This window comes from Klebsiella oxytoca (assembly GCF_009707385.1).
In the GTDB taxonomy this organism is placed as follows: domain Bacteria; phylum Pseudomonadota; class Gammaproteobacteria; order Enterobacterales; family Enterobacteriaceae; genus Klebsiella; species Klebsiella oxytoca_C.
Genome location: NZ_CP046115.1, coordinates 3,355,286 through 3,378,545, shown reverse-complemented (window position 1 = coordinate 3,378,545; position 23,260 = coordinate 3,355,286). Strand labels below are relative to the sequence as shown.

The window sequence follows — 23,260 nt, the reverse complement described above, 5'->3', positions numbered from 1 at the left end:
ATCATATAATGAACAAATCAGAATTCTACGCGGACTTGAACCGCGATTTTCAGGCGTTAATGGCAGGCGAAACCAGTTTTCTGGCGATGATTTCAAACACCAGCGCGCTGTTGTTCGAGCGATTGAGCGAAGTTAACTGGGCCGGCTTCTATTTGCTGGAAGGCGATACGCTGGTGCTTGGCCCGTTTCAGGGTAAACTGGCCTGCGTTCGTATTCCGGTCGGACGCGGCGTATGCGGTACCGCCGTTGCGCAGAATCGCGTACAGAGAGTCGAGGATGTTCACGCCTTTGATGGTCACATAGCCTGTGACGCCGCCAGTAATTCGGAAATCGTCTTTCCTCTGCGGGTGCATAATAAGGTTATCGGCGTTCTCGACATCGATAGTACCGCCCGGTCTCGCTTCACAGCTGAAGATGAGCAGGGGTTAACAGAGCTGATCGCACATCTGGAAAAACTCATTTCTGCGACTGATTATCAAAAAATATTCACCCGCGTCGCAGGATAATCAACGGATAACGTAGCATTTACCGATGACGTCATTATAATGACGCCAGTTCATGCCTGCGGCTTGTTGGCTACGTCCGTTGTAATCAGGAAATTTCATGGAAAATCAACCTAAGTTGAATAGCAGTAAAGAAGTCATTGCGTTTCTGGCCGAACGCTTCCCGCAGTGTTTCAGCGCTGAAGGCGAAGCTCGTCCCCTGAAAGTCGGTATTTTTCAGGATCTCGTTGAGCGCGTTGGCGGAGAGATGAATCTCAGCAAAACCCAACTTCGTGCTGCATTGCGTCTTTATACTTCGAGCTGGCGCTACCTGTACGGCGTTAAGCCTGGCGCAGTCCGCGTTGACCTTGACGGCAACCCATGCGGCGAACTGGAAGAGCAGCATGTCGCTCACGCCCGTCAGCAGCTTGAAGAAGCAAAAGCGCGCGTTCAGGCGCAGCGTGAAGCTCAGCAAGCGAAAAAACGCGAAGCCGCTGCCGCAGCTGGCCAGTCGGAAGAAGGTGCTCGTCGCGAGCGTAAACCACGTCCTCAGCCTCATGCGCGTCGTAAAGAAGGCGCTGAGCAGCGTAAACCGCGCCCGGCTCCAGTAGCCAAAGCGCCGCGCGAAGAGCGTCATACCCCTGTATCAGATGTGTCTGTATTGACCGTTGGCCAGGCACTGAAGGTGAAAGCAGGTAATAATGCAATGGACGCCACCGTCCTGGAAATCACCAAAGATGGCGTTCGTGTACAGCTGACTTCTGGTATGTCAATGATTGTACGCGCAGAACACCTGGTGTTCTGAAACGGAGGCCGGGCCAGGCATGAACAAATTCTTTAAGCTCACCGCGTTGGCGGGTCTGTTGGTAATCGCAGGCCAGTCGTTCGCCGTGGACGATATAACCCGGATTGATCAAATCCCCGTGCTGAAAGAAGAGCCGCAGCACGCGACGGTGAGCGAGCGCGTAACATCGCGCTTTACCCGCTCCCACTACCGCCAGTTCGATCTCGATAATGCCTTCTCGGCGAAAATTTTCGATCGCTATCTGAACCTGCTGGATTACAGCCATAACGTGCTGTTGGCCAGCGATGTGACTCAGTTTGCCGCGAAAAAGAACCAAATTGGCGATGAGCTGCGCAGCGGGAAGCTGGACGTTTTCTATGACCTGTATAACCTGGCGCAGAAACGTCGTTTTGAACGCTATCAATATGCGTTGAAAGTGCTTGAACGTCCGATGAACTTTACCGGCAATGACAACTTCAACCTCGATCGCAGCAAGTCTCCCTGGCCGAAAGATGAAGCCGAGCTGAATGCGCTGTGGGATGCCAAGGTGAAGTTCGATCAGCTCAGCCTGAAGCTGGCTGGCAAAGATGACAAAGAGATTCGCGAAACCTTAACCCGTCGCTACAAGTTTGCCATCCGCCGTCTGGCGCAGACCAACAGTGAAGATGTTTTCTCGTTAGCGATGACCGCTTTTGCGCGTGAAATCGACCCGCATACTAACTATCTCTCTCCGCGCAATACCGAACAGTTCAATACTGAAATGAGCCTGTCTCTGGAAGGTATCGGCGCGGTCCTGCAGATGGATGACGACTACACGGTGATCAATTCACTGGTGGCCGGTGGTCCAGCGGCGAAGAGCAAAGCCATCAGCGTCGGCGACCGTATTGTTGGCGTGGGCCAGCCGGGTAAAAGCATGATCGATGTGATCGGCTGGCGTCTTGATGATGTCGTGGCGTTGATTAAAGGGCCCAAGGGCAGCAAGGTTCGCCTGGAAATTTTACCTGCGGGCAAAGGGGCGAAAACGCGTATTGTTACCTTAACGCGCGAACGTATTCGTCTTGAAGACCGTGCGGTTAAAATGTCAGTCAAAACCGTTGGTAAAGAAAAAGTTGGCGTGCTGGATATTCCTGGTTTCTACGTTGGCCTGACGGATGACGTTAAGGTGCAGCTGCAGAAGCTGGAGAAACAGAACGTGAGCAGCGTCGTTATTGACCTGCGCAGCAACGGTGGCGGGGCGCTGACCGAAGCGGTTTCGCTTTCTGGCTTGTTTATTCCATCCGGCCCGGTTGTCCAGGTGCGCGATAACAACGGTAAAGTGCGTGAAGACAGCGACACTGACGGCGTGGTGTATTACAAAGGCCCGCTGGTGGTGCTGGTCGACCGCTTCAGCGCTTCGGCTTCGGAAATCTTCGCCGCTGCGATGCAGGACTACGGACGCGCGCTGATCGTCGGTGAGCCGACCTTCGGTAAAGGTACCGTCCAGCAGTATCGTTCGTTGAACCGTATTTACGATCAAATGCTGCGCCCTGATTGGCCGGCTCTGGGGTCCGTACAGTACACCATCCAGAAATTCTATCGCATTAACGGCGGTAGTACTCAGCGTAAGGGTGTAACGCCGGATATCATGATGCCGACCGGAACGGAAGAGCGTGAGACCGGCGAGAAGTATGAGGATAACGCGCTGCCGTGGGATAGCGTCAATGCGGCAACCTACGTGAAGTACGGCGATCTGACGCCGTTTGGCGCGGAACTGCTGAAGCGCCACGATGAGCGTATCGCGAAAGACTCTGAGTTCCAGTACATCATGAAGGACATCGCTCGCTATAACGCGATGAAAGACAAACGCAACATCGTTTCCCTGAACTACGCGCAGCGTGAAAAGGAGAACGAGGAAGATGATGCGATTCGTCTGGCCCGGGTTAACGATCGCCTGAAGCGTGAAGGTAAGCCGTTACTGAAGAAACTGGAAGATTTGCCGAAGGATTACCAGGAGCCCGATCCGTATCTTGATGAAACGGTTCATATTGCGCTCGACCTGGCCCATCAGCAAAAAGAGCGGCCAGCGGTAGAGCCGCCAGCCAGCAAATAATCCTCCAACGGGCACAATAACTTGTGCCCGTTTTTCTTTTCTTATCCCGATATCCCCAACCTGATTACAACAAAATGTCAACGCTTTTAGCGAGCGTCAGCAATATGCTACAAAATGTAAAGTTGTGTTTTTCTCGTGACTTAGCGGGGCCTGATGGTTGAAAATTAGCATCCTACCCATACCATGTGGGTAATCGCATAGTGCGTTTTGTTAAATCGAGGTAAAAAGAAAATTATGATGCGAATCGCGCTTTTCCTGCTGACTAACCTGGCAGTGATGGTCGTATTCGGGCTGGTGCTAAGCCTGACGGGAATTCAGTCAAGCAGCATGACCGGGCTGCTGATTATGGCGCTGTTGTTTGGTTTTGGTGGTTCAATCGTTTCGCTGCTGATGTCGAAGTGGATGGCGCTGAAATCGGTCGGTGGGGAAGTTATTGAACAACCGCGTAACGAAACAGAGCGCTGGTTAATGAACACCGTCGCGCAGCAGGCGCGGCAGGCGGGAATTGGTATGCCGCAGGTTGCCATCTACCATGCGCCGGATATTAACGCCTTCGCTACCGGTGCGCGCCGCGATGCGTCGCTGGTCGCCGTCAGCACCGGACTGTTGCAGAATATGAGCCGTGATGAAGCGGAAGCGGTCATTGCTCATGAGATTAGCCACATCGCCAACGGTGATATGGTGACTATGACGCTGATTCAGGGGGTAGTGAACACCTTCGTTATCTTTATCTCACGCGTTATCGCGCAGATTGCGGCGGGCTTCCTCGGTGGAAACCGCGATGAAGGTGAAAACAGCAACGGCAACCCGCTGATCTACTTTGCGGTCGCTACGGTACTGGAGCTGGTATTTGGTATTCTGGCCAGCATTATCACCATGTGGTTCTCTCGCTATCGTGAGTTCCATGCCGACGCCGGTTCAGCAAAACTGGTGGGGCGTGAGAAAATGATCGCCGCGCTGCAGCGCCTGAAAACCAGCTACGAACCGCAGGAAGCCAGCAGCATGATGGCATTCTGCATTAACGGTAAAGCCAAATCCATGAGCGAGCTGTTTATGACTCACCCGCCTCTGGATAAGCGAATTGAAGCTCTGCGCAGCGGCGAATACCTGAAGTAATTGTTCGCCCTGGCGATAAAAACAAAAATCCGCAACCTTCGGGCTGCGGATTTTTTTTCGGCAGATTTTTGGTTACGCCCTGGCGCGCGGCTGGGTGACGCGAAGCCCGCTGACGACCGCCGCGACAACGGCAAGGATCCCGGCTAGCAGAAGTGCGGTATGCGTTCCGCCATCCCCCGACAGGTTAAACAATAGCGCCACCAGCGCGGCGCCGGTGCTTTGTCCAAGCAAACGCGCGGTCCCCAGCATACCGCTTGCTCCGCCGCTGCGATGAGCGGGCGCTGAGGAGACAATAGTGTGATTGTTAGGGGACTGGAACAGGCCAAAACCCGCGCCGCAAAGCGCCATTCGCCAGATAATATCCAGGTCCGATGGGGAGGAGGGCAGCAGGGCGAGGCCGAACAGACCGCAGGCCATTATTACAAGGCCAATTGCGCCCAGAAGACCCGCATGGAATTTTTCAATTAAATAGCCGGCTAGCGGCGCCATCACCATGGTGGCCAGCGGCCACGGCGTCAAAAGCAGACCGGTTTGCACCTCGCTACGTCCTATCACCGACTGCAGGAAGAACGGCAGCGAAACCATGGCCAGCATCTGGGCGCAGAAAGAGCAGATTGAGGTACAAATAGACAGTGAAAAAAGCGGAATGCGCAGCAGATCAACCGGAAGCAGAGGGACGGGCATCTTGAGCTGACGACGGACGAAGAAGAATCCAACGATCAGCATTGCGATGATTTCGGCCAGAACCAGTTCACCAGACTGGCCCTGAGCGAACCCGCCAAGCGCGGTAATCAGTAAGCCAAAAGTGAGTGCGTTCATGATAGCGCTGGGCAGATCGAAGCGGGTGACCTTGCTGCGGCTTGCGTTGGCTGGCAGAAAACGCATCGCGAGAATTAGCGAAATAATACCCAGCGGTACGTTGATCAGAAACAGCCACTGCCATGAAGCTATCGACAGAATCGCGGCGGCGATTGTTGGCCCCGCAGCCGAGGAGACGGCGACGACAAAAGAGTTGATACCCATGCCGCGACCAAGAAACCGTCGGGGAAAGATCAGGCGTATCAAGGCGGTATTGACGCTCATCAGCGCAGCCCCGCCAAGCCCTTGGGCAACGCGCGCAAGCGTCAGCAACTCCAGACTGCGGGAGAGCGCGCAGGCCAGAGAGGTGAAGATGAATACCACCAGCCCGATTTTATAAATGCGTCGGTAGCCCACCATATCGCCGAGGAAAGAGAGCGGTAGTAGCGCGATAACGATGGCGATTTGATAGGCATTGACGATCCAGATCGACGACGCGGGCGAAGCGTTTAAATCCGCTGCGATGGTGGGAAGAGCGACGTTAGCGATGGCGCCATCCAGTACGGCCATTGTTAAACCTAATATTATGGTCAGAATCGCGCCGTAACGTTCCGGTAATGGTAGCCCATCGGGGAGGTTTTTATCCATGTGAAGTTTCTATCTTATCGGGGACTATTAACTGGGTAATGATTTTAGCATTGATTATTCAGCGGTATGTCGCAGATTTGTAACTAAGAGGCAGAAGAACGATTGCGGCTGACGGGATGCGAATTTATAATAAAAACCGGTTCTAATTTTTATAAAACAGTTACGATGAGGTGATAAATGGCAGTTGCAGATTTGGATAAACAGCCAGATTCTGTCTCTTCGGTATTGAAGGTTTTTGGCATTTTGCAGGCGCTTGGCGAAGAGCGTGAAATTGGCATTACCGAACTGTCCCAGCGCGTCATGATGTCAAAAAGCACCGTTTATCGCTTTTTGCAGACAATGAAATCTCTGGGGTACGTAGCTCAGGAGGGCGAATCCGAAAAGTATTCACTGACCCTGAAACTCTTCGAACTTGGCGCTCGGGCCCTGCAGAATGTCGATCTGGTGCGCAGTGCGGACATTCAGATGCGTGAGCTTTCACGTCTGACGAAAGAGACCGTCCATCTGGGTGCGCTGGATGAAGACAGCATTGTTTATATCCACAAAATCGACTCAATGTACAATTTGCGCATGTATTCGCGCATTGGTCGCCGTAATCCGCTGTACAGCACCGCTATTGGTAAAGTGCTGCTGGCCTGGCGCGATCGCGCGGAAGTTGAGCAGATTCTGGAAGGCGTGGAGTACAAACGCAGCACTGACCGCACCATTACCAGTACTAAAGAGCTGCTGGCGGTTCTGGATAAAGTCCGCGAGCAGGGATATGGCGAAGACAATGAAGAGCAGGAAGAGGGTCTGCGCTGTATCGGGGTACCGGTCTTCGACCGCTTCGGGGTGGTTATCGCTGGACTGAGTATCTCTTTCCCGACGCTGCGCTTCTCGGAAGAGCGACTGAACGAATATGTCGCAATGCTGCATACTGCCGCGCGTAAAATTTCAGAGCAGATGGGCTATAACGATTATCCGTTCTGATCTCAGGCATAATCAGGGCTACAAATTTTGTAGCCTTGATCATAACTAGCCGTTATCAACAACCGTGACGCTTTTGCGAAGAATAGGGCAATCGCTAATGCCGATAATACCGCTACTGGAATGAACATATTGTGCGGTACTGATACCGCGCGCCGTGAGATATTTACACTGTAATCCCAACCCGCCAGCGTTCTCACTACTGCCTATTAATACGCCGTAACCGCTTAATAATACGCCAATCCACAAGATAGCCAGCACCACAATGGTACGAATGATCAATCGCATTGTTGCCTCAATATTTGTATTATCCCTGCGCCTATTCTGGCATGAACACGAGTTGAAACAAGTCTATGATTCCTAAACATGCCTTTCGTATTACAGTTAGCCGCGGTTTAAGAAGGTCATGTTATCCTGGCGACATCTGATTCTGATGCGGAGAGTGGAGTGAAAAAATTACGGTGGGTTTTGCTGATAGTCATCATTGCAGGCTGTTTACTGCTATGGACTCAGATGCTTAACGTAATGTGCGATCAGGATGTACAGTTCTTCAACGGCGTCTGCACTATCAATAAGTTTATTCCCTGGTAAGACATTTTTTATATGACTGATTTTCTTCTGCTGCGCCAGTGGTAGAATGAGCGCCTTCTCTTTGAGGTGGTGAAATGAGTGAGTTACTAAATCCCGGGATTGTAAGTCTGGCATCTATAGCACTTTCAGTGGTGCTGTTGCTTGTTGGCCTGTTGTTATGGTTTTTTGTTAATCGTGCCAGTTCGCGCGCTAATGAGCAGATAGCGCTGCTGCAGGCGCTGCTGGATCAGCAAAAGCGGCAAAACGCGCTGCTGCGCCGCCTTTGTGAGGCCAATGAGCCAGAAAAGGAGAGCGTTGCTGAATCTTCGGTAGCCGAGAAAGGGAAAGGCGATGACGATTTTATTCGCCTTGTAGCAGAGCGCTAATCCGACTGACAGGTGTGCACCATTGCGGTGTGCGCCTGTTTCAAATCTTAACCTCCTCTTATCCATAAATTATTTTTATGCCTTCTCTCTGGAGAAAGGCGTTTTTTTACGCTGTGCTTAATTGTTTTTTTAGTTAATCAAATAAAAGAATAAAGAAGACATAAGTGTCATCAAGCTTTCATTATTCGCGTGCAGTATAGACAATATTTTGCGTTCTGCAATTAACGCATTTCGATATTATAATATGTACTAATAAAGCAATCTTTCACCTGACGATATGAACATGTATATGCATCTTTATGCAGGGCTTTTTGTATACCCCTAAATTTGGCAGTTTGGCTAGCCCGTGATTCTGGCGCGCTGAAGTTGTTGAGCTATGAAGGATAAGTTGCCGCAGCAGGGCATGTTTGCGGAGAAAAAGCGCGATTATAAAGGATAGGTTATGGAAGCAAAGTCGCATAAATGTGCAGGCGATCAAATGATTCCCTTATAATTTGTGCGAGCGATCGAGAGCCGTCTAAAAATGGCTTGCCATTATTTACGTAGTATGTGATAACACGTTTCGGGTTAAACGAGGTACAGTTCTGTTTATGTGTGGCATTTTCAGTAAAGAAGTCCTGAGTAAACACGTTGTCGTTGAATACCGCTTCTCTGCCGAACCTTATATTAGTGCCTCATGCAGTCATGTGTCAGTTTTATCTATGAAAGCGCCTAAGGGCGAAGAAAACAGTCTAAGGAATTTTGCAAATGGCAAAGATTAAAGGTCAAGTTAAGTGGTTCAACGAGTCTAAAGGTTTTGGCTTCATTACTCCGGCTGATGGCAGCAAAGATGTGTTTGTACACTTCTCCGCTATCCAGGGTAACGGCTTCAAAACTCTGGCTGAAGGCCAGAACGTTGAGTTCGAAATTCAGGACGGCCAGAAAGGCCCAGCTGCAGTTAACGTAACTGCTATCTGATTCAAGTCCACTGAATCTTGTAAGAAAGCCTCGCACTTGCGGGGCTTTTTAGTTTTTATTGCAAAACATGTCCATCCTTCCCCCGCTGTTGCGCTTTGTTGCAAAACAACATCGTTATTAGCACTGTTTAGCAGTCTGTTTTGTATTATTTCTATTAAATCAGAAAGTTGCAAAATGATGATGGAGCTAAGGTGCAAAAGAACAAAAATAAGTCAGTCGCCAATTTCACCCCTCTGCGGTTTGGGTTGTTATGCGTGGCCATTCTGTGCTGTATGGGGCTTCTGCTCGTCAGGGTCGGCTGGCTGCAAATAGTTTCTCCTGACAATTTAGTTAAGCAGGAAGATATGCGCTCGTTGCGCGAGGAGCCTGTTGATGTCCAGCGCGGAATGATTAGCGACCGTGAGGGCCGTCCGCTGGCGGTTAGCGTTCCGGTAAGCGCTATCTGGATCGACCCGCAAACCACTCTCGAAAAAGGGGGAATAGGATATGGGCCACGATGGCAGGCGATGGCGCAAGCTTTACATCTTAATCTTAGCGAACTGGCCCGGCGCGTCGAAGCGCACCCTCACGCGCGGTTTCTCTATCTGGCGCGTCAGATAAACCCTGAACAGGCGGCATGGATAGACAAGCTCCATCTGCCGGGCATCAATCTGCGCGACGAGTCGCGTCGTTTTTACCCGGCGGGGCATGTTGCTGCTAACTTGCTCGGTTTCACCAATATAGATAACCAGGGAATTGAAGGGGTAGAGAAAAGCTTTAACGCTCAGCTGACGGGGCAGCCCGGCCGTCGGCTGGTGCGAAAAGATCGCCACGGCAGCGTCATCGAAAATATTACGGAGGTCCCGGCGGTCCCGGCTCATAATTTGCAGCTCAGTATCGATGAACGCCTGCAAACGGTTACCGAGGACGCGCTGGATAACGCCGTACGCTGGAACAAGGCAGAATCAGGCGCAGCGGTATTAATTAAAATTGATACCGGGGAAATTCTGTCGATGGCCAGCTATCCCGATTTCAACCCTAACAATCGCGATGATGCAAAACTGGATGATTTCCGTAATCGTGCGATCGGCGATACTTTTGAGCCTGGTTCGACGGTCAAACCGCTGGTACTGATGACCGCTCTGCAGCAGGGAATTGTTCAGCCGGATAGCGTGGTGGATACCCATCCGTTTATCCTTGATGGCCATCGTATTCGCGACGTGGGTTTTTATCCTGAGCTCACCCTCACCGGTATCTTGCAAAAATCCAGCGATACCGGGGTTTCACATTTGTCGCTTGCCATGCCGGTCCAGCATCTTATCGATACCTATAAAGCGTTCGGTTTTGGCAACTCTACCGGACTGGGGCTGACCGGCGAGAGCGCCGGGCTGATGCCGCAGCGTCGTTATTGGGGGCAGCTGGACCGGGCAACCTTTGCCTTCGGCTATGGCCTGATGGTGACGCCGCTCCAGCTGGCGCACGTTTATGCCACTATCGGCAGCTATGGCATTGAACGCCCGCTATCGATAACCCGTATAGACCCGCCGGTTATGGGCACTCGGGTGATGCCGGAACAGATCGTGCACGAAGTCGAGCATATGATGGAGAGCGTAGCCTTACCGGGCGGCGGCGGGACCAAAGCGGCAGTACGCGGCTACCGGGTAGCGGTAAAAACCGGCACCGCCAAAAAAATCGGGCCTGATGGTAAATATATCGATAAGTACGTTGCCTACACCGCAGGCGTCGCGCCCGCCAGTAACCCGAAATTCGCTCTCGTAGTGGTGATGAACGATCCCAGTAACGGTTCATATTACGGCGGGGCGGTTTCAGCGCCGGTATTCAGCCAAATCATGGGCGATGTCCTGCGTATGGAAAATGTTATGCCCGATGGCATGCCGCAGGGTTCAGAAAACCTGATTGTGATGCGCCACAACGGCGCTCTGTCGCCTGCGCTGTAACGGTGGCCTGAAAGGGCGAATAGCGCTACACTTTCGCCCTTTCAGCACACCGGAGTTGTCATGTCTTACAGTTGCCCACTTTGCCACGCGCCGCTTAGTCGTCGCGATAATAGCTATATCTGTCCGCAGCGGCATCAGTTCGATCTGGCGAAGGAAGGGTACGTTAATTTGCTGCCGGTACAGTTTAAACGTTCCCGCGATCCGGGCGACAGCGCTGAAATGATGCAGGCCCGGAGAGCGTTCCTCGACGCGGGTCATTATCAGCCTCTGCGCGACGCTATTTGCGCCTGTCTGCACACTTTCGCGCCCACCGATTTGCTCGATATCGGCTGCGGCGAGGGGTACTACACGCACGCCTTTGCCGCCATCGCTGAACGTAGCTGGGGTCTGGACGTATCGAAATCCGCGATTCGCGCGGCGGCAAAACGCTACCCGCAGGTCAGCTTTTGCGTGGCTTCCAGCCAGCGTTTACCTTTTGAAGAGGCAAGCCTGGATGCGATAGTGCGAATTTATGCTCCCTGCAATGCGCTTGAACTGGCGCGCGTTGTCAGACCTGGCGGCTGGGTTATTACCGCGACGCCGGGGCCTCGTCATCTGATGGAGCTGAAAGGATTGATATACGACGAAGTGCGTTTACACGAGCAGAACACGGAAGAGATGGCTGGGTTCACATTACGTCAGCAGCAGCAGCTGGCCTATCCGATGCAGCTTAGCGGCGGTGAAGCGGAAGCTTTACTGCAAATGACGCCGTTTGCGTGGCGGGCAAAGCCGCCGGTCCGGGAGGCGCTGCGCCAGCAGACACAATTTGGCTGCCAGACAGATTTTGCGATTCACTGCTGGCAGCGCGATGCCTGAGTATTAGCCTGCGAAATGGCTCCAGAGGATCTGGGTGCCAATGCCAATAAGCACGATACCGCCGAGTATTTCCGCCCGTTTGCCGAGCAGCGGGCCGATAAAACGACCGACCATCATACCCAGCGTTGACATTATCAGCGTCGCGCAGCCGATAGCCAGCGCGGTGGCGATGATGTTGACCTGCAGAAATGCCAGACCAACGCCGACGGCCATCGCATCGAGGCTGGTGGCGAAGGCGGTGGTCACCAGCAGCCAGAAACCGTGACGACGAGGGGCTTCGCACTCTTCGCTATCATTAGCGCCGCGAAACCCTTCAATGACCATTCGACCGCCGAGAAAAACCAGCAGCACAAACGCAATCCAGTGGTTCCATTCAAGAACGAACTGGCTGGCGAGCATACCTAACCCCCAACCGACAAGCGGGGTGAGCGTTTCGATAGCGCCAAAGATAAGGCCCGTCCGCAGGGCTTCAGAAAACTTGGGTTTATGAAGAGTTGCGCCTTTACCGATGGAGGCCGCGAAGGCGTCCATGGACATACCGAAGGCAAGCAGAATCGTAGCGGATACATTCATGAGAGCGTCCTGACCGGGGATAATCCATATGACACATCGCGCCCCCAGTAAAAATACGCAGCCCATCCTGATGATGAAGCGCCGCGTACAGCAGCGATGCGTCTATGGTCTCGCCTGATTGAAGACGGTGTTCTTCAACCCGTACGTGCCACGTTTTGCAACGAGTATGTTGACACGTACATTTTCTGACAGGCAGAAAATTAGCTACTCCCCAACGACGGGCGCAACCTTAACATAATTTCAGAATATAAAACAATAACAGAATCGGGTTATTTTACTAACCAAATGATAACGATTTTCATTTGAATTTTTAAGTGAATAACTGGTTAATAAATATCATCGAGGAAAACGAATGGAATATAGCTCGGGCTATATTCCATTTGTAGGGGAAGGTTAAGAATATAGCGTGAGCTATATTCTTAACTTATTGAGTAGAAACAAGAAGTTTGTAAATTTTTTCCAGGTCATCGATATTACGTACGCGGATAAGCAGGCGCCGTTGTTCTAATTGCATCACCAGTACGCCATCTTCCGATAAATTCATCTCTTTAATCCGGTTATATTCGATCCAGATATTGGCGAAAAAAAAGCCCTGTTTTTTGAAGATGATTTTGGGCGAGCGGATCCAGAAAAGATATAACCCCATCAGGGCCAGGGCAGATAATAACCAGGTGGTGATAAGTTCTCCCTGGTTAGCAATATTGTTATAAATCAGGATGGCAATAAGGCCGACGAAGATAATGCCATCGACGCGATTGCGGCGGAGCAGGGGGATAGCCAGTAAAACTGGGCCGTTACGGCGCGGCATGATGAACTGATCGTAAATCGCAAACGCGAGCAGAACGAGAATAAACAGGATTAACACCAGGTCCGTGATTGTCATCCATCCTCCAAATAAAAAAGCCGGGGGCAAGCCCCCGGCGCACAACGATTAATTACTGGCCCAACAGGCCGACTGCATAACCTGCGATACCGATGACAAAGAAGCCAACGATGATCCACAGGGCATTAACTTTCTTGCGCAGCAGCCACATACAGGCGAAGGTCAGCAGCAGCGGCACCAGGCCCGGCATCAGCTGGTCAAGGATAGTCTGCACGGTCGTCACGCGAGTCTGACCATCCTGACCGGTGATGGTGGAAACCACCAGCGGGATGTTCACGTGCGTCCACTTGTTAACCAACGCCCCCATGACAAACAGGCCGAGAATTGACGCCCCCTCGGTCAGTTTCTGCAGGAAGCCGCCGCCCATATCTTTAACGATATCGATACCTTTGCGGTAACCGTACGCTACGCCGTAATAACGGGTCAGCAGACGCACGGCGTTAAACAGGATGAAGAACAGCAGAGGGCCAAGCAGGCTGCCGCTCATGGCGATACCTGCACCCAGCGCGGCGAATACCGGACGAACGGTACCCCAGAAGATCGGGTCGCCTACGCCCGCCAGCGGCCCCATCAGACCAACTTTGATACCGTTGATGGCACCATCGTCGATTTCTGCGCCGTTAGCACGCTGCTCTTCCATCGCCAGCGTTACGCCAAGAACCGGCGCCGCAACGTAGGGATGGGTATTAAAGAACTCAAGGTGACGTTTAATCGCCTGTTTACGCGCATCGTTGTTCTCAGGGTACAGGCGACGAATGGCCGGTACCATGGAGAAGCAGAAGCCCAGCGCCTGCATACGTTCGAAGTTCCATGACCCCTGGAACAGGTTAGAACGAATGAACACGCCACGAATATCACTCTGAGTAAGTTTTTTCTCGGTGGTATTTTTAGTCATATCAACCATTTCGCTCACCTGTTAGTCCAGTTCGTTGTCGAGATCGTTATTACCAGCAGCCTGCACCGGCGCACCCGCTACGCGGTTATATTTCGGGCTCAGCTGGATGTAGAGGACCGCCATCACGGTACCAATCACGCCCAGAGCAACCAGGTTGAAATCGGTGAACGCGGCGGTAACGAAACCAAGGTAGAAAAACGGCATCAGGTAGCCTGCGCGCATCATGTTGATGACCATCGCATAACCTACGACCACGATCATGCCGCCTGCGATGTTCAGACCGCCGGTGACCACTTCAGGAATGGCGTTCAGCAGGCCCTGTACTTCGCTGGTACCGACGGAAATTGCGACGATTACCGCAGGAATAGCGATACGCATGGCCTGCAGGAACAGAGAGGAAACGTGCAGCCAGGAAATGGCCGTCAGGTTTCCGCTTTCTGCCGCTTTATCCGCAGCGTGCTGGAAAGCAACGGTGATAGTACGGACGATAATGGTCAGAACCTGGCCTGCTGCTGCCAGCGGGATAGCCAGCGCGATACCGGCACCAATGCTTTGATGGCCCGCGATAACCAGAACCGTCGAGATAATAGATGCGAGGGCGGCGTCAGGGGCCACGGCCGCGCCGATGTTCATCCAGCCCAGAGCGATCATTTCCAGGGTACCGCCGATAATAATACCGGTTTTCATATCCCCGAGAACGGCGCCAATCAGCGTACAGGCCACCAGAGGACGGTGGAACTGAAATTCATCAAGTACCGACTCCATACCCGCAATACACGCGACGATGAACACCAGCACAATCTGAAGAAAGGTAATCTCCATTGCACTTCTCCTGTTGATTAAGTCTTAAGTTGAAAATTGCGTTGCGATCCGCGGGGTGACTATTTCACCTTGGCGATCAGATCCATCATTTTCAGTTTCTGGTCGGTGGAAACTTTGCGGGCTTCCAGTTCGATACCGCGGGCGTTCAGCTTTTTGAACGCTTCAATATCTTTCTCATCGACCGAAATGGCGTTGTTCACCTGCGTTTTGCCCTGGCGGAAAGCCATACCGCCGATATTGACGCTGGTGATTTTCACGCCGCCTTCGACAACACGCTCAACGTCAGTTGGGTTAGTGAATAGCAGCATAATGCGCTCGCCTGCATATTTGGGGTTGTTATAGACGCGAATCATCTTCGCAACGTCTACAACGTGGGCGGTAACGCCCGGAGGAGCAACCTGAGTCAGCAACGTTTTGCGCACGGTGTCCGCGGCGACTTCGTCACTAACGACGATAATGCGGGAAACGTTGGTTTCTTTGGTCCAGCGAGTAGCTACCTGGCCGTGAATCAGACGGTCGTCAATACGCGCGAGCCCGATAACCATGTAATCGTCAGGACCCATTGGTTTCAACGGTGCCGCCGCTTTTGGCGCAGCAGCCTGAACCGGAGCAGGGGCGGCCTTTTCCACCGGCTTCGCTTTCAGGGCTTTTACGCCTTCGCGACCGGTTTCCACCGCCAGGGCGACCAGCTCATCGAATGAAGGATTGTCGTCGCGCGCCATCAGCGTTTCGACCAGCATTGGGATGTTAACGCCCGCGATGACTTCGTAATGTTCTTTATCGACGACAATGCGGCTAGCCGCGTTAAACGGGCTCCCTCCCCATGTATCGACGAGAAATAACACGCCTTTTGCTGTATCCAGCTTTGCCAGCTGAGCGTTGTACTTTTCAATCAACGTTTCTGCGTTTTCACCAGGAACGAAATCGATCCAGCCAACGTTTTCCTGTTCGCCCAGCAGCATTTCTGCCGTTTTTAACAGCTGTTCTGCAGCCCAACCATGTGTGCCTATTACAATAGCAATCGTCACTTGCTACCTCCTTTATAATCGTGAATGCATCATCTGGTGTGATACATCCTGAATCACTCTTGCGAACAAAATCGATTCAGTAAGGGTGTAAGATATAAAGTAATTACTACAACGAATTATTTTAGACAGTGAAAAAATAATTAATGTGATGAAGCTCCGCTAATTATGCATCTGTTGGTAATTATTTTGCAGCGCAAAAAATAGTCTTAGCTATTGCAAAGACTGGTAAATTTTTTCCAATCTTGCTCTATATTTTGATATGTTTACGTTCCGTTTAATTACTCAGGAGTATAGGGCATAGCCCGCTATATGGATCGTCACCGACGTCTTTTCACCTCCCGGCACCTGTCTGCCGCCGTCACCTGCTACGTTTATTCATCAGCAACAAGTGTCTCGTCTGTGCATGACACAGCGATGACTATGCCTGTCGTTAACTGGAGCTGCTCATGGAATTCTTAATGGATCCCTCTATTTGGGCCGGTTTACTGACGCTTGTCGTCCTTGAAATCGTACTGGGTATCGACAACCTGGTGTTTATCGCCATCCTTGCCGACAAGCTGCCGCCAAAGCAGCGAGATAAGGCGCGCCTGATCGGCCTCTCGCTGGCGCTGTTTATGCGCCTGGGTCTGCTGTCGGTCATCTCATGGATGGTGACTCTGACTAAACCGCTTTTCAGCGTTGCTGATTTCTCATTTTCCGGGCGCGATCTGATCATGCTGCTCGGCGGGATATTCTTGCTGTTCAAGGCGACTACCGAACTTCATGAGCGGCTTGAGAACCGGCAGCATGACTCCGGTCATGGTAAAGGATATGCCAGCTTCTGGGTGGTGGTACTGCAGATCGTGGTCCTCGACGCCGTGTTCTCGCTGGATGCCGTGATTACTGCGGTCGGAATGGTTAACCATCTGCCGGTGATGATGGCGGCGGTAGTAATTGCGATGGCGGTAATGCTGCTGGCTTCGAAGCCGTTAACGAATTTTGTCAACCAGCATCCAACGGTAGTGGTGCTCTGCTTGAGCTTCCTGCTGATGATTGGTTTGAGCCTGGTGGCGGAAGGCTTTGGTTTCCATATCCCGAAAGGTTACCTGTACGCCGCGATTGGCTTCTCGATAACGATTGAGTTCTTTAACCAGATAGCTCGTCGTAACTTTATTCGTCACCAGTCGACGCTGCCTCTGCGTGCGCGTACTGCCGATGCGATCCTGCGTCTGATGGGCGGGCGTAAACAGAGCGCCGCAGCGCACGATAGCGATAGCCCATCCGTAGTTCCAATACCGGAAGGCGCGTTTGCCGAAGAAGAACGTTACATGATTAATGGCGTACTGACCCTGGCCCAGCGTTCGTTGCGCAGCATTATGACCCCGCGCGGGGAAATTAGCTGGGTGAACGCTGAACAAAGCGAAGACGAAATTCGCCGTCAGCTGCTCTCTTCTCCGCATAGCCTGTTCCCGGTGTGTCGCGGCGAACTGGATGAAATCATCGGTATTGTGCGCGCGAAAGAGATGCTGGTGGCGCTGGAAGCGGGTGACAACGTGGCTGCCCTGGCTTCGGCCTCTCCGGCGATAGTGGTTCCGGAAACGCTGGACCCTATCAACCTGCTGGGCGTATTGCGTCGTGCTCGCGGTAGCTTTGTCATCGTGACTAACGAGTTTGGCGTCGTGCAGGGGCTGGTTACGCCGCTGGACGTTCTGGAAGCGATTGCCGGTGAGTTCCCGGATGCTGACGAAACGCCGGAAATTGTCATCGATGGCGATGGCTGGCTGGTGAAAGGCTCAACCGATGTGCATGCGCTGCAGCAGGCGCTGGGGGTTGATGACCTGGTCGATGAGGATGAAGATATCGCCACGGTTGCAGGTCTGGTGATCGCCGTCAACGGCCATATTCCGCGCCCTGGCGACGTGCTTGAACTGTTACCTCTGCAGTTCACCATCGTTGAAGCCAACGACTATCGCGTCGACCTGGTGCGCGTAGTCAAGCTGCGCCAGTATAACGACGAAGAAGAGTAACGGCGGTAGCCCGTTGGCCTCAGGTCGACGGGCTTTTTACTCATGCATTTCTCCCTGTTTTTGCGCTGCCAGCCACTGCGGAAAGTCCTCTACCGGCATTGGCCGGGCGTAATAAAATCCCTGTAACAAATCGACGCCGTTGCTGTGCAGATACTCTGCCTGTTCCGGGTTTTCTACGCCTTCCGCTACGGTGACAATATGCAGCCGACGGGCGAGAGCGATAATCATGTCGGTCACCGTCGCGTTGACGCTATCAATACCAATCGCACTGGTAAAAGACTTATCAATTTTCAGAACATCGGGACGCAGCTTTTCCAGCCACGAAAGGGAGCTGTTGCCGGTGCCGAAATCGTCAATCGCCAGCTTTACGCCTTTGAAATGAAGGTGCTCAGCCATATGCTGGTCGCCCTCCTGAAGAACATCGCGCTCGGTGAGCTCAACCACCAGCTGTTGTACCGGATTGGCGCTGAACCAGTAGTGATGCAGATCGCGCAGCAGTTCGCCGTTGGCGAAATGGCGGGCGGCGACGTTGATGCTAATGTGAAAATGTTTATCCTGGGGAAAGAACGCTAATTTGTGGGCGGTCCGGGAGATGACATAGCGGGTGAGAGGAACGATCAGGTTATAACCTTCGGCTATCGGAATAAATACGTCCGGCGCGATGGTGCCTCTGCGCGGGTTATTCCATCGTAGCAGGATCTCAACGCCGCAGCACTGGCGAGTACGTAAGTTCTGCAGGGGCTGGCACCAAAGTTCAAACTCCTGCGCCGCAATTCCGAGATTTATTTCTCGGGAAAAGCTCATTCTCCCGGCGGTGGCCATCCAGGCGATGCCGGTCATTAACAGGCTGATTATCATCGCCAGCGGCAGCTCGCCCGGCAGCTCATTGAGAGCGACCGCTGAAGCTCCCGGCCCGCTGACGCTAATGGTGAAGGGAAATTCCGTTGAATGCTGGCGGTAAATAATTTGCTCACCGGGTAAGGTTTCCTGCTTAACCAGTCCGGTGCCGCTAATAAAACTCTTTTCACCAATATGAAGACTGATTCCCGTAATGAGCGCTGACTTTGCGTTAAAAATTAACTCGCCCAGCATCTCAATATTAATCACCAGCAGCACGCCGTCGGCGCCGCTCAGCGAAGCGGGATACCACTGGATAAGCACCGGCGTCCCTTTTAACAGGGAAGAATCGTAGCTGAAGGTTAGCAGAGGATGATTGGTCGGCAACGCTGGCTGTAATTGATGCAGCGGAATATTCCGTGGGCCAAAAATACTCGAACAGTAGAGCAGATTAGACTGTACCAGCGCGATTGAACGTACCGTTTGCAGCGATGCCGCCAGCTTACGCAGCGTGAGATGAATTTCCTCACAGGGCTTATTCACAAGCTGCAACAGCGCGACATGCTGAGCCGCCAGCGGGCGAAGGATATTATCCATAGCGGACACCATTTTATTGGTGCTCATCTGTACGCGTTGCTGATTTAAGCTACGCTGCGAAATAAATCGTATGGCTAGCGTTGTCGTCAGCGTGAGTAGCGCGACCAACAAGCAAACCAGGATGCGTTTCCTGCGATAGGTTGTGATGACTTTTTGTGCAGTCTGCATGCGCGACGCCCTGTCGGCTAAATGTGTTAATGAGAGTGACAGCCGTTATAGAGCAAGTGTAGTGGGTGCGGATAATATAGAGAGTAAAAAGAACAATGCGCCCGATGGGCGCATTGTTGAGAAAGGATTAGTCGCACTGAACTTTGATAGCCAGGCCGCCGCGCGACGTTTCCCGGTATTTGGCGTTCATGTCTTTACCTGTCTCATACATGGTCTCAATGACTTTATCGAGCGAGACGCGCGGCTCGCTGGTGCGGCGCATCGCCATCCGGCTGGCGTTAATCGCTTTAACGGAAGCAATGGCGTTACGTTCAATGCACGGCACCTGCACCTGCCCGGCCACCGGGTCACAGGTAAGTCCCAGGTTATGCTCCATGCCGATTTCCGCCGCCACGCAGACCTGCTCAGGGCTGGCGCCGAGGATTTCGGCCAGGCCCGCGGCGGCCATCGAACAGGCCACGCCGACTTCGCCCTGGCAGCCCACTTCCGCACCGGAAATGGAGGCGTTCATTTTATACAGCGTACCGATAGCTCCTGAAGCCAGGAAGTAACGAATATAGATATCCGGGCTTACGGGCTCGATAAAGTGGTCATAGTAGGCCAGGACCGCCGGCACGATACCGCAGGCGCCGTTAGTGGGGGCCGTCACCACGCGTCCGCCGGCCGCGTTCTCTTCATTGACCGCCAGCGCGAACATATTGACCCAGTCCACGACGTTCATGGGATCGTTAGAGAGTTTATCGCTGGCAACCAGCATCCGCCGCAGGGCGGAGGCGCGGCGAGGAACGCGCAGCGGGCCGGGCAGTACGCCCTCGGTATTCATACCGCGATCGATACAGGCGCGCATGGTCTGCCAGATATGGGCAAAATAGTCTTCAATCTCTTTTTTGCTGTGCAGAGCCAGCTCGTTCTGCATCACCATCCCGGAGAGCGACATGCCGGTCTCTTTGCAGTAGCCCAGCATCTCCTGCGCGGATTTAAACGGATAGGGGACGCGCAGCTCGCTGGCGCTCTCTTTACCGAAATGTTCTTCATCGACGATGAACCCGCCGCCGATGGAATAATACGTTTTGCTGTAGATTTCTTTCTCGCCGGCCCAGGCATGAATAGTCATCCCGTTTTCATGCAGCGGCAGGTTGTCGCTGCGAAAACGCATGCCGTCATTCTGCGGGAAATCGACTTCATGCTGCCCGTGCGCCAGCAGCAGGCGTCCACGCGCTTCAACGTCGCGAATAAATGCCGGGATCGCGTCAATATCGACCGTGTCGGGCTGATTGCCCGCCAGTCCCATAATAATGGCGATATCCGTATGGTGGCCTTTGCCGGTTAATGACAGCGAGCCGTAGACGTCAACCGCCACGCGCGTCACTGCATTAAGCAATCCCTTTTCGACCAGATCATCGACGAACTGTTTACCGGCCTTCATCGGCCCGACAGTATGGGAAGATGAGGGACCGATCCCCACCTTGAACATGTCGAATATACTAATCACGCTAACACTCCTGACAGGGTTGCCGCGGGTGCGGCAACGATGTAATAACTGCGCATAGTGTAAGAGGGAACCGCGTTATCAGCTTAAGTATTCACATGAATTAAACTAATGGATAACCGCGGATTTACTAATGCCGAGAACGTTGTCTCAGTTTGAGTATAGCTAAGGACGGGAGCCTATCTGTACCGCCAGCTCGCGAATAATGCCGGCGGTCATGCCCCAGACAAAATAGTGCTGATACCAGGAGAGCCAGACGCGATGCGAATTGCCCCGGCGATGGATATCCAGCGGGTGGTAGCGCCCCAGACGCAGCGCCTCGGCCAGCGGCATCTCGAAGACCGCGGCGACCTCATCCTGGCTGGCGTGATAGTGCAGGTCCGGGGGAATAATACCCACCACCGGGGTGACCTGAAAACCGGTCACGCTATCGACCGGCGGCAAAACGCCAATAACCTCAACCGATTCGGGCGGGATTGCCACCTCTTCCTGCGCCTCGCGCAGGGCGGCGGCAATCAGCGTTGCGTCGCTGTTATCCACGGCGCCCCCGGGGAAGGCGACCTGACCGGCATGTTTGCGCATCAGCGGCGAACGTTGGGTCAGCAGTAACCCCGGCCGGGGGCGGCGAACAATCGGTACCAGCACCGCGGCCTGACGTTGGTTGAGCGCATGGCGCGTCGGCTGCGGGCGCAGAAGCTGAAAACGCGAAAGGAAATCGTCAAGTTCGAGGGCGCTGTCCGCCATGTTCTAGCTCTCCAGTTGATGCAGGATACAATTAACTTTATCAAAAGTTTCCTGATATTCCGCCGCCTCTTCGCTATCGGCTACAATTCCGCCGCCGGCGGAGCAGTACAGCTGCCCTTGCCAGGCGGTAAGCGTACGGATGGTAATACTGGTATCCATATTGCCGCAGAAGCTGAGATATCCGATGCTGCCGCACCACGCGTTGCGCCGCTGCGGCTCCAGTTCATCGATTATCTCCATGGCTCTGACCTTCGGCGCGCCGGTTATAGAGCCGCCGGGAAACGCCGCGCGCAGCAGGTCGGCGGCGTGCAGATGGGCGGGCAGTCTGGCGGTGACGGTGCTCACCAGATGGTGCACGGCAGGAAATGGCTCAACCACAAACAGCTCGGGCACGCGAACGCTGCCGGGCACGGCAACCCGGCCTATATCGTTACGCATTAAATCGACAATCATCAGATTTTCGGCGCGATCTTTTGTCGAGTTCGCCAGCGTTTGCGCCTGCAGCTGGTCCTGCCCGGGATCGGCTAATCTCGGTAGGGTCCCTTTAATGGGACGGGTCTGAATTTCACCTTGTCTGAGCTGGATAAAACGCTCAGGCGAGAGGCTTAAGATGGCGCCTTCCGGCAGGCGAATAAAGGCGCTGAACGGGGCGCGGTTGGCGTGGTTAAGCTGACGGAAAGCCTGCCACTCATCCCCGCGATAGCCTGCCGTAAACCGCTGAGCCAGGTTCACCTGATAGCAGTCGCCGCTGTGCAGATAAGCCTGAATCTGGCGGAACTTCGCGCCATATTCTTTGCGGCTCATATTGGAAAGCCATTCCGAGGTGAGTCTGAAAGGCTCTATGGGCGCAGAGTGCTGCGCTTCCAGCCACGCCAGGCGCGCCTGCGGATCGTCATAGCTGAGCAGTGACACTTCCTGGCGCTGATTATCGACAATCAGCGCCCAGTCATAGATCCCCACCGCCATATCCGGCAGCGCGATATCCGCGTCCGCATGCGACGGCAGGGCTTCAAAGCGGCGGCCCAGATCGTAACCGAACAGCCCCAGCGCGCCGCCAAGAAACGGCAGGTGTGGGTGAGCCTTCGGCTGCAGGTTATAGCGCGCCAGCTGCTGATGAAGAAGAGTGAGCGGATCGGCGGCTGAGGTGACGACGGTATCCCCCTCGTTTATGGCGGTAGTTTGACCGCTGGTCACCAGCGTTGCGCGCGGCTGGGCGACAATAATGTCGTAACGATTATGCGGATGTTCGGCAAAGCCGGAGTGCAGCAGCATCGCCCAGGGCTGGGAACTTAATGGGCTAAAATAGTGTTCAGCGGCATCCGGACGCCAGGGCAGGGAAATAATAGCGGGGGACAGCATCGTCTTCTTCAATCCTGATCGTTACCGCCCGCTGGTATACAAGAGGACGGCGTGAAATAATTACGCCCCACAATGTAGCAGGAGTGAGTGATGTTTGCAGGTTTACCTTCGCTGAGCCACGAGCAACAGCAAAAAGCAGTTGAACGAATTCAGGAGCTGATGTCGCAGGGCATGAGCAGCGGTCAGGCCATTGCTTTAGTGGCAGATGAACTGCGCGCCTCGCATACCGGCGATCGGATTGTGGCGCGCTTTGAGGATGAAGACGAGTAAA

General features: G+C 53.3%; 22 protein-coding genes, 2 pseudogenes and 1 riboswitch. Of the genes and pseudogenes, 13 read left to right on the top strand and 11 right to left on the bottom strand.

From position 1 onward, the window contains the following. Positions 1 to 8: 8 nt before the first annotated feature. The 4 genes and pseudogenes from GJ746_RS15720 (at position 9) to htpX (ending at position 4,471) form a co-directional block, all read left to right on the top strand. A pseudogene (locus GJ746_RS15720) lies at positions 9 to 522 on the top strand (GAF domain-containing protein). Between the two features lie 81 nt (positions 523 to 603). After that, the gene (gene proQ, locus GJ746_RS15715) at positions 604 to 1,287 is read left to right on the top strand and encodes an RNA chaperone ProQ (protein WP_154681028.1); all 684 of its coding nucleotides are present in this window, start codon (positions 604 to 606) and stop codon (positions 1,285 to 1,287) included. A 19-nt stretch (positions 1,288 to 1,306) separates the two neighbouring features. After that, entirely contained in the window at positions 1,307 to 3,355 is a 2,049-nt protein-coding gene (gene prc, locus GJ746_RS15710) for a carboxy terminal-processing peptidase (protein ID WP_154681027.1), read from the top strand. A gap of 234 nt (positions 3,356 to 3,589) precedes the next feature. Beyond that, positions 3,590 to 4,471 carry a protease HtpX gene (gene htpX / locus GJ746_RS15705; protein WP_004122003.1) on the top strand — a complete coding sequence of 294 codons (882 nt, stop codon included), beginning with the start codon at positions 3,590 to 3,592 and terminating at the stop codon, positions 4,469 to 4,471. Positions 4,472 to 4,543: 72 nt separating this feature from the next. Here the strand turns inward: htpX and GJ746_RS15700 are convergent, their stop codons facing one another. Continuing rightward, positions 4,544 to 5,917, bottom strand: a complete 1,374-nt coding sequence (locus GJ746_RS15700) for an MFS transporter (protein WP_154681026.1) — start codon at positions 5,915 to 5,917, stop codon at positions 4,544 to 4,546. A 177-nt stretch (positions 5,918 to 6,094) separates the two neighbouring features. Between GJ746_RS15700 and kdgR the strand changes: the two genes are divergently transcribed. After that, entirely contained in the window at positions 6,095 to 6,886 is a 792-nt protein-coding gene (gene kdgR / locus GJ746_RS15695) for a DNA-binding transcriptional regulator KdgR (RefSeq protein ID WP_154681025.1), read from the top strand. 45 nt (positions 6,887 to 6,931) lie between these two features. On the opposite strand, the gene GJ746_RS15690 is transcribed toward kdgR, so the two are convergent. After that, positions 6,932 to 7,171, bottom strand: a complete 240-nt coding sequence (locus tag GJ746_RS15690; RefSeq protein WP_154681024.1) for a YobH family protein — start codon at positions 7,169 to 7,171, stop codon at positions 6,932 to 6,934. Between the two features lie 159 nt (positions 7,172 to 7,330). Between GJ746_RS15690 and mgrB the strand changes: the two genes are divergently transcribed. From mgrB to rlmA, 6 genes and pseudogenes are all read left to right on the top strand, one after another. After that, the gene (gene mgrB, locus GJ746_RS15685; protein ID WP_154681023.1) at positions 7,331 to 7,474 is read left to right on the top strand and encodes a PhoP/PhoQ regulator MgrB; all 144 of its coding nucleotides are present in this window, start codon (positions 7,331 to 7,333) and stop codon (positions 7,472 to 7,474) included. Between the two features lie 74 nt (positions 7,475 to 7,548). Next, positions 7,549 to 7,839: a YebO family protein gene (locus GJ746_RS15680; RefSeq protein WP_154681022.1), complete on the top strand. Its 291-nt coding sequence runs from the start codon at positions 7,549 to 7,551 to the stop codon at positions 7,837 to 7,839. Between the two features lie 590 nt (positions 7,840 to 8,429). Then, positions 8,430 to 8,574, top strand: a pseudogene (locus tag GJ746_RS15675) (DUF2627 domain-containing protein). A 12-nt stretch (positions 8,575 to 8,586) separates the two neighbouring features. Continuing rightward, positions 8,587 to 8,796, top strand: a complete 210-nt coding sequence (gene cspE / locus GJ746_RS15670; protein WP_001062678.1) for a transcription antiterminator/RNA stability regulator CspE — start codon at positions 8,587 to 8,589, stop codon at positions 8,794 to 8,796. A 191-nt stretch (positions 8,797 to 8,987) separates the two neighbouring features. Then, complete coding sequence (gene ftsI / locus GJ746_RS15665; protein ID WP_154681020.1) at positions 8,988 to 10,733, top strand: peptidoglycan glycosyltransferase FtsI; 1,746 nt, start codon at positions 8,988 to 8,990, stop codon at positions 10,731 to 10,733. Between the two features lie 60 nt (positions 10,734 to 10,793). Then, complete coding sequence (gene rlmA / locus GJ746_RS15660; RefSeq protein WP_154681019.1) at positions 10,794 to 11,588, top strand: 23S rRNA (guanine(745)-N(1))-methyltransferase; 795 nt, start codon at positions 10,794 to 10,796, stop codon at positions 11,586 to 11,588. Between the two features lie 3 nt (positions 11,589 to 11,591). Here rlmA and mntP read toward each other — a convergent pair whose 3' ends face one another. From mntP to manX, 5 genes are all read right to left on the bottom strand, one after another. Next, a complete protein-coding gene (gene mntP, locus GJ746_RS15655) occupies positions 11,592 to 12,161 on the bottom strand; it encodes a manganese efflux pump MntP (RefSeq protein ID WP_154681018.1) in 570 nt (189 codons plus the stop codon). A 70-nt stretch (positions 12,162 to 12,231) separates the two neighbouring features. Further along, a riboswitch (yybP-ykoY riboswitch) is annotated at positions 12,232 to 12,386 on the bottom strand. A gap of 199 nt (positions 12,387 to 12,585) precedes the next feature. Next, positions 12,586 to 13,044: a DUF986 family protein gene (locus GJ746_RS15650; protein ID WP_154681017.1), complete on the bottom strand. Its 459-nt coding sequence runs from the start codon at positions 13,042 to 13,044 to the stop codon at positions 12,586 to 12,588. A gap of 52 nt (positions 13,045 to 13,096) precedes the next feature. Next, complete coding sequence (locus tag GJ746_RS15645; RefSeq protein ID WP_004103307.1) at positions 13,097 to 13,948, bottom strand: PTS mannose transporter subunit IID; 852 nt, start codon at positions 13,946 to 13,948, stop codon at positions 13,097 to 13,099. Between the two features lie 12 nt (positions 13,949 to 13,960). Then, positions 13,961 to 14,761, bottom strand: coding sequence for a PTS mannose/fructose/sorbose transporter subunit IIC (locus tag GJ746_RS15640; RefSeq protein ID WP_154681016.1), 801 nt, complete (start codon positions 14,759 to 14,761; stop codon positions 13,961 to 13,963). Positions 14,762 to 14,820: 59 nt separating this feature from the next. Continuing rightward, positions 14,821 to 15,789, bottom strand: a complete 969-nt coding sequence (gene manX / locus GJ746_RS15635; protein ID WP_154681015.1) for a PTS mannose transporter subunit IIAB — start codon at positions 15,787 to 15,789, stop codon at positions 14,821 to 14,823. 446 nt (positions 15,790 to 16,235) lie between these two features. Between manX and yoaE the strand changes: the two genes are divergently transcribed. After that, the gene (gene yoaE, locus GJ746_RS15630; RefSeq protein ID WP_154681014.1) at positions 16,236 to 17,795 is read left to right on the top strand and encodes a CNNM family cation transport protein YoaE; all 1,560 of its coding nucleotides are present in this window, start codon (positions 16,236 to 16,238) and stop codon (positions 17,793 to 17,795) included. A 36-nt stretch (positions 17,796 to 17,831) separates the two neighbouring features. Here yoaE and GJ746_RS15625 read toward each other — a convergent pair whose 3' ends face one another. The 4 genes from GJ746_RS15625 to pabB form a co-directional block, all read right to left on the bottom strand. Further along, on the bottom strand, positions 17,832 to 19,397 hold the full coding sequence (locus tag GJ746_RS15625; protein ID WP_154681013.1) for an EAL domain-containing protein: 1,566 nt from the start codon (positions 19,395 to 19,397) through the stop codon (positions 17,832 to 17,834). A gap of 127 nt (positions 19,398 to 19,524) precedes the next feature. Next, positions 19,525 to 20,889, bottom strand: a complete 1,365-nt coding sequence (sdaA, locus tag GJ746_RS15620; RefSeq protein WP_154681012.1) for an L-serine ammonia-lyase — start codon at positions 20,887 to 20,889, stop codon at positions 19,525 to 19,527. Positions 20,890 to 21,051: 162 nt separating this feature from the next. Beyond that, positions 21,052 to 21,630, bottom strand: coding sequence for a CoA pyrophosphatase (locus GJ746_RS15615; RefSeq protein WP_154681011.1), 579 nt, complete (start codon positions 21,628 to 21,630; stop codon positions 21,052 to 21,054). A gap of 3 nt (positions 21,631 to 21,633) precedes the next feature. Next, complete coding sequence (gene pabB / locus GJ746_RS15610) at positions 21,634 to 22,989, bottom strand: aminodeoxychorismate synthase component 1 (RefSeq protein ID WP_154681010.1); 1,356 nt, start codon at positions 22,987 to 22,989, stop codon at positions 21,634 to 21,636. 90 nt (positions 22,990 to 23,079) lie between these two features. On the opposite strand from pabB, the gene GJ746_RS15605 reads away from it, so the two are divergent. Then, positions 23,080 to 23,259 (top strand): YoaH family protein, encoded by a 180-nt coding sequence (locus GJ746_RS15605; RefSeq protein WP_004103292.1) that lies wholly within the window; start codon positions 23,080 to 23,082, stop codon positions 23,257 to 23,259. Position 23,260 lies beyond the last annotated feature (1 nt).